Source organism: Noviluteimonas caseinilytica (genome assembly GCF_018406605.1).
GTDB lineage: Bacteria > Pseudomonadota > Gammaproteobacteria > Xanthomonadales > Xanthomonadaceae > Noviluteimonas > Noviluteimonas caseinilytica.
In genome coordinates this window covers 1,976,461-1,989,481 of record NZ_AP024545.1, presented here as the reverse complement: position 1 = coordinate 1,989,481, position 13,021 = coordinate 1,976,461, and the positions used below count along the sequence as shown (strand labels likewise).

Annotated in this window: 9 protein-coding genes and 1 riboswitch; of the genes, 2 read left to right on the top strand and 7 right to left on the bottom strand. The window is 69.0% G+C overall.

Going from position 1 to position 13,021, the window contains the following annotated elements:
- Nucleotides 1-90: 90 nt before the first annotated feature.
- The 3 genes from LYSCAS_RS09695 to gcvP all read right to left on the bottom strand — a co-directional run bounded on the left by LYSCAS_RS09695 (nt 91) and on the right by gcvP (nt 4,355).
- Nucleotides 91-711 carry a response regulator transcription factor gene (locus LYSCAS_RS09695; protein WP_213433846.1) on the bottom strand — a complete coding sequence of 207 codons (621 nt, stop codon included), beginning with the start codon at nt 709-711 and terminating at the stop codon, nt 91-93.
- Between the two features lie 290 nt (nt 712-1,001).
- The gene (locus tag LYSCAS_RS09690) at nt 1,002-1,322 is read right to left on the bottom strand and encodes a PilZ domain-containing protein (protein ID WP_213433845.1); all 321 of its coding nucleotides are present in this window, start codon (nt 1,320-1,322) and stop codon (nt 1,002-1,004) included.
- Between the two features lie 144 nt (nt 1,323-1,466).
- A complete protein-coding gene (gcvP, locus tag LYSCAS_RS09685; protein WP_407075140.1) occupies nt 1,467-4,355 on the bottom strand; it encodes an aminomethyl-transferring glycine dehydrogenase in 2,889 nt (962 codons plus the stop codon).
- A 131-nt stretch (nt 4,356-4,486) separates the two neighbouring features.
- A riboswitch (glycine riboswitch) is annotated at nt 4,487-4,572 on the bottom strand.
- A gap of 186 nt (nt 4,573-4,758) precedes the next feature.
- On the opposite strand from gcvP, the gene LYSCAS_RS09680 reads away from it, so the two are divergent.
- Nucleotides 4,759-5,688 (top strand): polyprenyl synthetase family protein, encoded by a 930-nt coding sequence (locus LYSCAS_RS09680; RefSeq protein ID WP_213437758.1) that lies wholly within the window; start codon nt 4,759-4,761, stop codon nt 5,686-5,688.
- Nucleotides 5,689-5,780: 92 nt separating this feature from the next.
- Here LYSCAS_RS09680 and LYSCAS_RS09675 read toward each other — a convergent pair whose 3' ends face one another.
- The 4 genes from LYSCAS_RS09675 to LYSCAS_RS09660 form a co-directional block, all read right to left on the bottom strand.
- A complete protein-coding gene (locus LYSCAS_RS09675; protein ID WP_213433843.1) occupies nt 5,781-6,563 on the bottom strand; it encodes a dienelactone hydrolase family protein in 783 nt (260 codons plus the stop codon).
- Between the two features lie 72 nt (nt 6,564-6,635).
- Nucleotides 6,636-8,042: a UDP-N-acetylmuramoyl-L-alanine--D-glutamate ligase gene (gene murD, locus LYSCAS_RS09670; RefSeq protein ID WP_213433842.1), complete on the bottom strand. Its 1,407-nt coding sequence runs from the start codon at nt 8,040-8,042 to the stop codon at nt 6,636-6,638.
- A complete protein-coding gene (gene murL / locus LYSCAS_RS09665) occupies nt 8,023-9,384 on the bottom strand; it encodes a UDP-N-acetyl-alpha-D-muramoyl-L-alanyl-L-glutamate epimerase (protein WP_213433841.1) in 1,362 nt (453 codons plus the stop codon). The genes murD and murL overlap by 20 nt, the downstream gene beginning before the upstream one ends.
- Nucleotides 9,381-11,966, bottom strand: coding sequence for a bifunctional aspartate kinase/diaminopimelate decarboxylase (locus LYSCAS_RS09660; RefSeq protein WP_213433840.1), 2,586 nt, complete (start codon nt 11,964-11,966; stop codon nt 9,381-9,383). Before LYSCAS_RS09660 ends, murL begins: the two co-directional genes overlap by 4 nt.
- A 137-nt stretch (nt 11,967-12,103) precedes the next feature.
- On the opposite strand from LYSCAS_RS09660, the gene LYSCAS_RS09655 reads away from it, so the two are divergent.
- The gene (locus LYSCAS_RS09655; protein ID WP_213433839.1) at nt 12,104-12,991 is read left to right on the top strand and encodes a PhzF family phenazine biosynthesis protein; all 888 of its coding nucleotides are present in this window, start codon (nt 12,104-12,106) and stop codon (nt 12,989-12,991) included.
- Nucleotides 12,992-13,021 lie beyond the last annotated feature (30 nt).

Here is a 13,021-nt window from a genome sequence, read left to right as displayed (position 1 = left end):
AGGGGGAAATGCAGCGATTGCACGCGCCTTGGCACGTGCATGCATCGGTGGGCGGCGTCCCGCCCGGGCTGCGCGCTTTCGCGCGCGTCGTCAGATCGTTTGCGTTTCGCGGGCGAGTTCGATGAGATCGCGGATGTTGCGCGCGCCCAGCTTGCGCAGGATCTTCATCTTGTACGCGCTGACCGTCTTGTTGCTCAGGCGCATGTGGTCGCCGATCTCGCGGTTGGACTGCCCGGCCACCAGGCACCGGAACACTTCGAACTCGCGTTCGGTCAGGCGGCTCACCGGCTTGCCGTCGGAATTGCTGTCGCCCGCAAGCGCCAGCAGTTCCTGGTTGAAGTAGGACTTGCCGCGCGCGACCACCAGCGCTGCCATCACCACTTCGTTGAGCGCGTCGGTCTTGTGCACGAAGCCGTTGGCGCCGGCACGCAGTGCGCGCAGGCCGCTTTCGTGCGCCTCGCCGCCGGAGATCACCAGGATCCCGAATTGCGCACCGCCGGCGCGCAGGCGCGAGATGACTTCCACGCCGCCCAGCACGGGCACGCCAAGGTCGATCACCAGCAGGTCGGGGGAGAGGTTGCGTGCGGCGGCCAGGGCGGCGCCGCCGTTGTCGTGGACCGCGACGACTTCGAACTGGTCATGCGAGTCGAGCAGGCTGCGCAGCGACGCGGCGACCATCGGGTGGTCGTCGACGATGATCACTTTGTACATGGAAGGTCCTTGTCGGGAGGATGCATGCGAACCGATCGACGCGCGTCGGTCCATTGCACCAGGGGGCAAATGTCGTGTGGTTTCCGGCGACGCGTCGCGCACCAGGACTGCGACGACGCCGGTTGCGGCGAACGCGAACGTTCGCCGGTGCGGAATTAGATGGGAACGCGCGTGCGGTCGGAACCGTCCGAAGCCGCGTTTTTCCACGGCAAGAACATTCGTGCCGCGATCAACGCAGATTCGTCAGGGCGACACGGGGAAAAACGCAGGGCCGCGCATGCGGCCGGCGATCAGTGCACGGCGCCCGCGGCATCGAGCAGGCGGGCGATCGCATCGTCCTGCTGCGGGGCGAAACGCAAACCGATGTGGTTGGTGGCGAACCACGCCACTTGCGTATCGAGCGCGATCGCTTCGCTGTCGGGGACGTCGAAGCACATGCGCAGCATCGCGCCGCGCACCGGGGTCCAGCCGCCGTCGAGATCCACGCGCGCGCCGCCCACGGACAGGTCAAGGATGTAGCCTTCATGGGCCTGTCCGTCCCGCGCGACGGTCACCGCGCAGAGCACGTTGTGGCGTTCATGGCGGCGCACTTCGAGGGCAGCGGTCTCCATGCCCCGGATCGTACAGACGGCCCCGTAAGGGCCGTGTACGTTCGTGCAATCCCGGCCCGGAGCGGACCGGCGGTTGGGTTCGGCCGAGCAACGGTGCTGTAACGGGCCTTGCGTTGCGCAGTGCAGCAACGCCAGGCCGGATCGTCACTCCGCGTAGGCTTCCATCGGCGGGCAGGCGCACACCAGGTTGCGGTCGCCGTAGACGTTGTCCACGCGCGCCACCGGCGGCCAGTACTTGCCCGCGACCAGCGACTTGAGCGGATACACGGCCATCTCGCGCGAGTACGGATGCGTCCACTCGCCCACCACTTCGTGCGCGGTGTGCGGCGCGTTGCGCAGCGGGTTGTCCTCGCGGTCCAGCGTGCCCGCTTCCACCGCGCGGATTTCGTCGCGGATCGCGATCATCGCGTCGCAGAAGCGATCGAGTTCTTCCTTCGATTCGCTTTCGGTCGGCTCGATCATCAGCGTGCCGGCCACCGGGAACGACATGGTCGGCGCATGGAAGCCGAAGTCGATCAGGCGCTTGGCCACGTCTTCCACGCCGAGGCCGCTGCCGTCCTTGAGGGGGCGCAGGTCGAGGATGCATTCGTGCGCGACCAGGCCTTCGTGGCCCGCGTACAGCACCGGGTAATGCGTCTCGAGGCGGCGCGCGATGTAGTTGGCGTTGAGGATCGCCATCTGCGACGCGCGGCGCAGGCCGTCGCCGCCCATCATGCGGATGTACATCCACGTGATCGGCAGGATGCTCGCGCTGCCGTACGGCGCGGCGCTCACGGCGCCTTCGTTGCGTGCCAGGCCGCCGGTGCGGTGGCCCGGCAGGAACGGCGCGAGGTGCGACTTGACGCCGATCGGGCCCACGCCCGGGCCGCCGCCGCCGTGCGGAATGCAGAACGTCTTGTGCAGGTTGAGGTGCGAGACGTCGCCGCCGAACTGTCCCGGCGCGCACAGGCCCACCATCGCGTTCATGTTGGCGCCGTCGATGTACACCTGGCCCCCGTGCGAATGCACGATGTCGCAGATCTCGCGCACGCCTTCCTCGAACACGCCATGCGTGGACGGGTACGTGATCATGATCGCGGCGAGCTTGTCGGCGTGCTGCGCGGCCTTGGCGCGCAGGTCGCCGAGGTCGACGTTGCCGCGCGCATCGCACGCGGTGACGACCACGCGCATGCCGGCCATGTTGGCCGTCGCGGGATTGGTGCCGTGCGCCGACGACGGGATGAGGCAGACGTCGCGATGGCCTTCGCCGCGGCTGGCGTGGTACGCGCGGATCGCGAGCAGGCCCGCGTATTCGCCCTGCGAGCCGGCATTGGGCTGCAGCGACACGGCGTCGTAACCGGTGGCTTCGCACAGCATCGCTTCGAGCTCGCGCGTCATCTGCGCGTAGCCCTGCGACTGCGCGACCGGCGCGAAGGGATGCAGCGCGCCGAACTCCGGCCACGTCACCGGGATCATCTCGCTGGCGGCGTTGAGCTTCATCGTGCACGAGCCCAGCGGGATCATCGTACGGTCCAGCGCCAGGTCGTAATCGGCGAGCTTGCGCAGGTAGCGCATCAGCTCGGTTTCGGAGCGGTAGCGGTTGAACACCGCGTGCTGCAGGAACTTGCTGGTGCGGCGCAGCGCCTTGGGCAGCGTGGCGTCGGTGCTCGACAGTGCATCGAAGTCCGGCACTTGCTTGCCATCGGCGAACACCGACCACAGCGCTTCCACGTCCGCGCGCGTGGCGGTTTCGTCGAGCGACACGCCCAGGTGCGTCGCATCGATCTCGCGCAGGTTGATGCCGGCCTCGCGCGCCTTCGCGTGGAGGGTGGCGGTGCGATCGCCGGTGGCGAAGCTCAGTGTGTCGAAGAACGCGGCCTGTTCGGCCTTGACGCCCAGCTGCGCCAGGCCCGCGGCGAGGATCGCGGTGAGCGCGTGCGTGCGCTCGGCGATTGCCTGCAGGCCTTCGGGGCCGTGGTAGACGGCATACATGCTGGCGATGTTGGCCAGCAGCACCTGCGCGGTGCAGATGTTGGACGTGGCCTTCTCGCGACGGATGTGCTGCTCGCGCGTCTGCATCGCGAGGCGATACGCCGGCTGGCCGTGGCGGTCGATCGAGATGCCGACGACGCGGCCGGGCATGTCGCGCTTGAACGCATCCTTCGTCGCGAAGTACGCCGCGTGCGGGCCGCCGAAACCGAGCGGCACGCCGAAGCGCTGCGCGCTGCCGATGGCCAGGTCCGCGCCGAATTCGCCCGGCGGCGTGAGCAGCGTGAGCGCGAGCAGGTCGGCCGAGACGGCGACGAGCGCGTTCACTGCGTGGAATTTTTCGACCAGCGCGCGCAGGTCGACGACGTCGCCGTTGGTCGCCGGGTACTGGAACACCGCGCCGAAGAACTTCGACACGTCCGCCAGGTCGCCTTCGTCGCCGACGACGACCTCGATGCCCAGCGGTTCGGCGCGCGTGCGCACGACGTCGATGGTCTGCGGATGGCAGTGGTTGGACACGAAGAACGCGTTGGCGGCCTTGTTCTTCGACAGGCGCTTGCAGAACGTCATCGCCTCGGCGACGGCGGTGCCTTCGTCGAGCAGCGACGCGTTGGCGATTTCCATGCCGGTGAGGTCGCTGACCAGCGTCTGGAAGTTGAGCAGCGCTTCCAGGCGGCCCTGCGAGATCTCCGGCTGGTACGGCGTGTAGGCCGTGTACCACGCGGGGTTCTCGAGCAGGTTGCGCAGGATCGGCGCCGGGGTGTGCGTGTTGTAGTAGCCCTGGCCGATGAAGCTGCGCAGGACGCTGTTCCGGTCGGCGATGCCGCGCAGCATCGCGAGCGCTTCGGCTTCGCCCAGGCCTTCGCCGGCCGGCAGCACGCTGCTGCCACGGATGCTGCCGGGGACGACGCTGTCGGTCAGCGCATCGAGCGAGGCATAACCCAGCGTCTCGAGCATGGCGCGCGTGTCGGCGTCGCGCGGGCCGATGTGGCGCGCGATGAATTCATTGCGGGTATCGAAGGGGGTTTTCATGCAGGCGCGCCCGGAGTGAGAGGAGCGCCCCATCTGTCGATTCGCCTGAGAGCGTTACTCCTTCGGCGGGCCGAAACGGATTCGCGTACAGGGGTGTCAGGCACCGGAGGGGGAGGATCCCGGGGCGCGACGCGCGAAGAACCGACGGTCACTTTTCAGATTGTGTTTGCCGCGAGGTCCTTTTGCCTGAGAGTTTCCGGGGCGGTTGCTCCTTCGGCGCCGGCGAACCGGTCTCTCCCACGCGGCAATGCTGCGGAAGCGCGCGCATGGTCGCATGGGCCGCCCCGGCGGGCAAACGCGGAACGACGGCCCCCTATAATTGCCGCCTCATCAGTCCCGACCGGTCGTTCCCTTGTCCGTCCCTGACCCCGCAAGTCCCCAGTCCGCGCGCGCCCTGCCCGACCTCCCGGCCATCCAGGCGCTCGCGCGCGAGGACATGGCGGCGGTGGATGCGCTGATCCGGCGCCGGCTGGCGTCCGACGTGGTGCTGATCAACCAGGTCGGCGAATACATCGTGGGCGCGGGCGGCAAGCGGCTGCGGCCGATGTTGCTGCTGCTGGCGGCGCGCGCGCTGGGGCATCGCGGACCGGACGCGCACCAGCTGGCGGCCGTGGTGGAGTTCATCCACACCGCGACGCTGCTGCACGACGACGTGGTGGACGAATCCGACCTGCGCCGCGGCCGCCGCACCGCCAACGCGGTGTGGGGCAACGCGGCCAGCGTGCTGGTCGGCGACTTTCTGTACTCGCGCAGCTTCCAGCTGATGGTGGAACTGGATCGCATGCCGGTGATGCAACTGCTCGCCGACACGACCAACCAGATCGCCGAAGGCGAAGTGCTGCAGCTGCTGCACGTGCGCAATCCCGACACCGACGAAGCGGCGTACCTGCGCGTGATCGAACGCAAGACCGCGGTGTTGTTCGCCGCCGCGACGCGCCTGGGTGCGATGCTGGCCGGTGCGGATGCCGCAACGTGCGATGCGATGCACGCGTACGGCATGCAGCTGGGCTATGCGTTCCAGATCGCGGACGACGTGCTGGACTACGCGTCCGATGCCGACACGCTGGGCAAGAACCTCGGCGACGACCTGGCCGAAGGCAAGGCGACGCTGCCGCTGATCCACGCGATCGCGCACAGCGATGCGGCCACGCAAGCTGTGCTGCGCAATGCGATCGAACATGGGGACGTGGACGCGATGCCGGCGGTGATGGCGGCGATCCATGCGACCGGCGGGCTGGAATACAGCCGGAAGCGGGCGATGGAATTCGCGGATGCGGCGGAGGCGGCGCTCGACGGGATTGCGGGGAATGCGGCTACGGATGCGTTGCGGGGGTTGGCCAAGTATTCGGTGTCTCGGGATCACTGACGCGGTTTCGGGGCGTCCCTTCCCCTGCCCTCCCCGCGTGGCGGGGAGGGGGAATTGGAGTCCCTGCGGGACTGCGTTACTGGGTCACCGGTCTATTTGGTGGCGAAGCGTTCTGCGAGGAAGACGCGCATCATTCTTTCTGCGCGGTGCATTGCGAGTTCGTTGTACATGCAGCCCGGCGGCTTGTTCGCATCCGGCAGCGCGAAGCAGTGCACGGCGCCGCTGAAGTTCACGAACTGCCAATCCACCTTCGCGGCATTCATCTCGTTCTCGAACGCGGGGATGTCGCCCTTCGTGCCCTGGTCGTCGGCGCCGTTGAGCACCAGCAGGCTCGCTTTCACGGTGCCGGGCTTGGCGGGCATGTCGGTGTTCAAACCGCCATGGAAGGTCACGACGGCGTCGACGTCGGCGCCCATGCGCGCGAGTTCCAGCACCGTGGCGCCGCCGAAGCAGTAGCCGACCGCGCCGAGGTGCGTCGTGTCGAGCGGCACGTCCTTCGAAGCCTTCAGCACCTCGAGCGCCTTGGCGACGCGCGCGCGCAGCACGCTGCGATCGGCGTAGAGCTTCTTGACCTGCGCCATCGACTCTTCGTCGTTCTTCGGGCGCACGCCCTTGCCGTACACGTCGGCGAGCAGCACCACGTAGTCGTCGCCGGCGACATGCTTGGCCTTTTCGATCGCACTGTCGGACACGCCCTTCCAGTCCGGCACCATCACCAGGCCGGGGCGCTTGATGCCATTCGTATCGTCGTAGACGAGGTAACCGCTGAAGGTGTCCTTGCCGACCTTCCATTCGACGGGCCTGGCCTGCATCGCCGCGTGCGCGGTGGACAGGCCGGTGAGGAGCAACGCAACGACTGCAAGTGCGCGACGCATGACGACTCTCCTTGTGTGGCGTTCCGAAGCGGTGCCGAGCCTACCCCGCCGGTGTTGGACCGGCGTGAATCCCTACGCGATGCCGAGGCCCGGGATGGCGCTGATGGCGTCGGGATCGAAGCCCGCGAGCGCGGCGAAATGCCGGCCGCGCGCAACGTAGTCCTGGTACATGCCGAAGCTGGGCGCACCCGGCGACAGCAACACGACGCCCTCCCCGCCCAATGCGGTGCGCGCCTGTGCGACGGCATGGGCAAGATCGGCGGCGGCGGACAAGGCGAAGCCCGCCTCGCGCGCGACCGGTGCAAGCAGGTCGTGGATCTTCGGCCCGTTCTGCCCGAGCGTGACGATGGCGGCCGGCGCACGCGTGCGCATCGCCTCGGCGAAGTTCGACCAGTCGATGCCGCGATCGTGGCCGCCGGCGAGCAACGCCACGCGCTGGTCCGCGTAGCACGCGAGCGCGGCGAGCGTCGCGTGCGGCGTGGTGCTGATCGAATCGTTGACGTAGGTGATGCCCTCGCGCGTGCCGATCGGCTGCAGGCGGTGCGGCAGCGGGCGGAACGTGGCCGCGTGCGGCGCGAGCGCGGGGGCATCCAGGCCCAGGGCTTCGATCGCGGCGAGCACTGCGCACAAATTGCCGCGGTTGTGGCGGCCCGGCAGCGGCAGGTGCGTCGTGTCCATCACCAAGGCATCGCCGCGATACAGCGCGTCGCCCTGCAGGTGCCAACCGTCGCGATCGCCGAAGCGGCGCACATCGCTGTGCGGCAGCGGCACCGCGGTGATCGCGGGATCGTGCGCGTTGACCACCGCGATGCGCGGATGCGCGTCGCTGAGCAGGCGCAGCTTGTCGGTGACATAGCGGGTTTCGCCGCCGTGCCAGTCGAGGTGCTCCGGGAAGATGTTGAGCACGATGGCGAGGTCGGGATGCGCGCCGCTGTCGGCGACGTCACCGGTCTGGTAGCTCGACAGCTCGATCACCCAGAATTCCGGCGCGTCCTGCGCCGTGTCCTGGTCCAGCAGTTCGAGCATCGGCAGGCCGATGTTGCCCGCGAGCGCGGTGCGATGGCCGCCGGCGCGCAGCAGGTGCGCGAGCAAGGCGGTGGTGGTGCTCTTGCCCTTCGTGCCGGTGACGCAGAGCGTCCTGCCGCGGCCGCTCGCCGCGTGTTCGGCGAACCACAGCGCGGTGCCGCCGATGAATCGCGTGCCGCGCTCGGCGGCGGCGCGTGCGTCGTCGCGATACGGGCTGATGCCGGGCGATTTGACGACGATTTCGAAGTCCGCCAGCGCATCCGCATCGACGGACGTACGCACCTCCAGCATCGCATCGCCCAACTGGCGCGCCAGGTGGCCTTCGTCCGGCGAACAGAACAGCGTCAGCGGCAGCGACGGCAACCGCGACCGGATCGCGCGATATGCTGCGCGACCTTCGCGGCCCCAGCCCCAGAGCGCAACGCGCTTGCCGTCAAGCCGCGAAATGCGCACGCAGGCGCTCCCAAAGCGCAGCCGGGACGCGATGCGCGTCGTCGAGCACCATCAACGCCGCGACATCGAGTTCATGCGGATCCAGCTGCGGGCGGATTTCGCGCGCAAAGCGTTCGACCAGCGCGTCTTCGCGCCACTCGGGACGCCCGGCGAGCGCGGCCATCGCGGCGCGCGATTCGCGGCCTTCGCCGACGCATTCGAACGGCTTGTGGTCCTGGTACTCCAGCAGCGCGTCGTAGCCGCCCACCTGCTGCGGGTCATCGAGCAGGTTGCGCCCGAAGATGCCGACCAGGCGCGGCTTCGGCATGAACGGCGCGAGCGCGAGGAACACGAAGTGGCACTTCGGGCACACGCCGCACCAGCGCATCGCCGGGCGTTCGCCCAGCAAATGGAAGTTGCGGTTGCAGCTGGAGAAGTGCGCATCGTAGCGGTCGCTCTTCGCGAACTGGCGCGCGACGGCGAGTTCGCTGAGCGGACGCAGCAACGAGTAGTAGCGCAGGTCCGCGGCCACATGCGACTGCACGTGGTCGCCGAGCGCCTGTTCCCAGGCCCAACCCTTCGACCACTGGTGGTTCACCTCGCCCGTGCCTTCGATGAGGCTGCCGTAGCTGGCCGAGCGTTCGTTCGAGAACACCACCTGGTCCGCATCGAGCACGATGGCCGCGAACAGCATGATCGCGGAGTTCACGCCGGTGACCGGGATGTGCCCGTTCAACGCGCCCTGGCGGTTGAACTCGAACAACTGCGGTGCCAGCGAACGCCCGAGGTTGAGCGTGGGCAGGCCCGTGCGTTCGGCGCAGGCCTTGATCAGCTGCGATCCGCCGATCCACGTGACGGTCTGTTCGACGCCGGCGGTGCGCAGCGCTTCGATCGAAACGAGCGAATCCTTGCCGCCGCCGATGGCAACGAGCGCGTGCTCGCGCAGCCCGAGCTGCGGCGCAGCCGGCGTCGCACCCGCGGCGTGCGGGAACTTGATGCGGTCGTGCAGGTGCAGGCCGTTGCGATACGCGAACTCGCCGAGGCCGTTGACGTAGAACGACTCCAGCAACAGCGCCGTGTCGACGTCGATCGGGTCGCCTTCGATCACGATCTCGCGCGGCACGGCGGCCTTGTAGTAGCTCACGCCGGCCAGCAGGTGCAGCAGGCGCAGCGCGCGTTGCGCGGCTGCGGCGCGTTCGCCCTGCAGCGCGAACGGCGCACCGGGCACCGTGATCGTTTCGATCAGCTCGGGGCCGTCGTCGAACGCATACACGAGTTGCGCGACGCCGGTGGCGGCATCGAACGTGTTGCGCACGAAACGGAAGGCGCGGATCGATTCGCGCGAGAAGGTCCAGCCGGTCATTCGATGGTGTCCTCTGCCGGCAGGGCCCGCAGGTTGTAGGTGCTGGCCATGGCCATGCCGTAGGCGCCGGCGTCGGCGACGAGGATCACGTCGCCTTCGACCGTCGCGCGCGGCAGGGGGCGGGCGTGGCCGAGCACGTCGCCGCTCTCGCAGATGGGGCCGACGACGTCGCAATTCATCGTGTCGGCATCGGCGAGGCGCGTGAGGTTGTGGATGCCGTGGTAGGCCTCGTACATCGCGGGGCGCGCGAGGGCGTTCATGCCCGCATCGCACCCGACGCGGCGCACGCCGTCCTTCTCGACGACCTGCGTGGCGTGCAGCAGCAGCACGCCGCATTCGGCGACGAGGAAGCGGCCGGGTTCGATGGCCAGGGCGAAGCGCGGATACGCAGCGCGGATTTCGTCGAGGCCCGCGCGCCAGGCGGCGAGGTCGAAGTCTTCGGCGTCCGGCGTGTAGGCGATCGGCAGGCCGCCGCCGATGTCGATGGTCTCCACGGTGCCGACGCTGTCGGCCAGGCCCGCGAGTTCGGCGTACACGCCGCGCCAGTGCTGCGGATCGTCGATGCCGCTGCCCAGGTGCGCGTGCAGCGCGCTGATGCGCACGTCGAGCGTGCGCGCGAGCGCGACGAATTCGTCGAAGCGCTGCAGCGACAGGCCGAACTTCGCCGCGACGCCGCCCGTCTTCACCTTCGCGTGGTGGCCCTCGCCGTGGCCCAGGTCCAGGCGCAGCCACACGGTGCGGTTGCGGAAGACGTCGGGCCAGCGCTGCAAGGCTTCGACGTTGTCGATCGTGACGGTGACGCCACGCGCGAACGCGGCTTCGTATTCGTGGCGAGGCGCGAAGCTCGGCGTGAACAGCACGCGCTCCGGCGACAGCGACGGCACCTGCTTGAAGACGTGGTCGAGTTCGCCCTGCGACACGCATTCCAGGCCGAACCCCTCTTCCACCAGCGTGCGCAGGATCGCGGGATGCGCGTTGGCCTTGATCGCGTAGTAGCGGCGGTCGATCGCGTCGATGCCGGACAGGTCGCGCGCACGGGCGCGCACGGTCGCCAGATCGTAGATGTAACGCGGGGTGCCCTGCGCCTTCGCCAGCAGCGTGTCGCGCTTGTCCACCCACCACGGCGTGCGCTTCGCGGGCTTGCCGTGCGCGATCTCGCGCCAGCTCGGCCCGAACACGCTGGCTTCCTGCACCGGCATCGCGCCGCCGCGGATCAGTTCGGCGTGCACCTGCGGGAGCATGCCGTCGGCGTCGGCTTCGTCGATGACGAAGGTGAGGTTGAGGTCGTTGGACGACTGCGAGATCAGGTGCACGCGCTCCTGACCGAACGCGGCCCACACGTCCGACAGCTTGTGCAGCAGCGAACGCATGCCGCGGCCGACGAGCGTGATCGCCGCGCACGGCGCGATGACTTTCACGCGGCACGCTTCGGCGAGGTCGGCCGACAGCGCTTCGAGCACATTCGTCGTCACCAGGTTCTCGCTCGGATCGAGCGACACGGTGACGTTGGTTTCCGACGAACCGATCAGGTCGACCGACAGCCCGTTGCGCTTGAAGCGTTCGAACACGTCGGCGAGGAAGCCGACCTGCTGCCACATGCCGATGCTTTCCATCGACACCAGCACGATGCCGTTGCGGCGGCTGATCGCCTTGACGCCGGGCACCGTGGCGGCGCTGGCATCGATGCGCGTGCCGGGAAGATCGGGGCGTTCGGTATCGAGGATGGCCATCGGCACGTTGGCGTCGCGGCACGGTGCGATCGAACGCGGATGCAGCACCTTGGCGCCGGTGGTCGCGATTTCCTGCGCTTCGGCGTAGTCCAGGCGCGTGAGCAGGCGCGCGTCGGGCACGTCGCGCGGGTTGGCGCTGAACATGCCGGGGACGTCGGTCCAGATTTCGACACGCTTCGCGTTGAGCAGCGCGCCGAAGTACGCAGCGGAGGTATCGGAACCACCACGGCCCAGGATCGCCGTGCCGCCATCGGCATGCCGCGCGATGAAACCTTGCGTCACCAGCAACGACGCGGGCTGCGCGGCGAAGCGCGCCTGCAGGCCGGCATCGGGCGCGCAACGGCAATTGACGGAGAGGCGTTGCGCCCACGGGCTGGCGTTCGGCAGCGAAACGCCGTCGAGCCATTCGCGCGCATCGCACCATCCGAACGGGACGCCGGTGGATTGCAGGTAGGCCGCGCCGAGTGTCGAGGACAGCAACTCGCCTTGCGCGAGGACTTCGGCCTGCCACGGCAGGTCGCGCGTGTTCGCACGCGGATCGGTCGACAGGGCGCGCAGGGCCGCAAGGCGCGCGCCGAGCACGGTGTCTGCATCGAGTTCGAGTTCCGCGCAGAACGCGCGATGCCGTTCGACCAGCGCATCGAAGCGCGCGTCCAGCGATTCGCCGGGCGCGGCGGCGGTGATCGCCTGCAACTCGTTGGTGACGCCGGACAGCGCCGACACGACGACCAGCACCCGCACGCCTTCTTCGCGTGCACGTTCGGCAGCGAGGCGGCCGATGGTGTCCCAGCGATGGCGACGCGACACGGACGTGCCGCCGAACTTCAAGACCACCCAACGATCGCCTGGCACCGCCGATTCCCGGTTTGCGAAAAGAGCCGCGATTCTAAGCAAAATCGCCGCGCCAAACCGCGCGGCGCGCGCAGGACGACACGGGACGCGCAACAATGCCGGCCCGCGCAGGCCCCCGCCCTGCCCCTGGATCCCCGATGCGCCTGCGCCGCTACCAGCAAGTCGATGTGTTCGCCGACCGTCCCGGCGCCGGCAATCCCCTCGCGGTGGTGCTGGATGCCGAAGGCCTGGGCGATGCGGCGATGCAGGCGATCGCGCGCTGGACGCGGCTGCCGGAAACCACCTTCCTGCTCGCGCCCGTGGCGCCGGGCACCAGTTACCGCCTGCGGATCTTCAGCCCGCGCCGCGAAGTGCCCTTCGCCGGGCATCCGAGCGTGGGCAGCGCCCATGTCGCGCTCGCGGCCGGGCTGGCCACGCCGGTCGACGGCTTGCTCGTCCAGGACGGATTGGCGGGGCAGCTGCCGTTGCGCGTGACCGGCACGGGGCCCGCGCGCACGATCGCGGTGCGCACGCCGCGGTCGCGGGTGGTGGAAACCGCATCGCCGGAGGATCCGCCCCTGCGTGCCGCGCTCGCGGGCCTGCCGCTGGGGCGCTTGCCGCCGGCGCTGGTCGAAGGCGGCCGCCGCTGGTGGCTGGTGGAACTGGCGGACGAGGCGCAACTGCGCGCGGCCGCGCCGGACTGGGCCGCGATCGGCGCCCTGGCGCAGGCCACCGACACGATGGGCGTGTGCGTCTTCGCGCGCAGCGACGATCCGGTCTATTACCTGGCGGTGCGCGCGTGGGTGGGCGCGCCGGCGCAGTTCGAGGATGCCGCGTCGGGCGCAGCCAACGCGACGCTCGCCGCGTACCTGGCGTCGCAGGATGCGTTACCCGGCGACAGCGGGTTCTATCGCATCAGCCAGGGCCGCGAGGTCGGGCACGACGCGATCATCGAACTGCAGGTGGACGGCAACGGCGATGTCTGGTCGGGTGGGCGCGTGTGCACGGTGGTCGACGGGCATATCGATTGGCCTGTCGCGACATAAAAAAAGGGGGGCCAACGAAGCGGCCCCCCT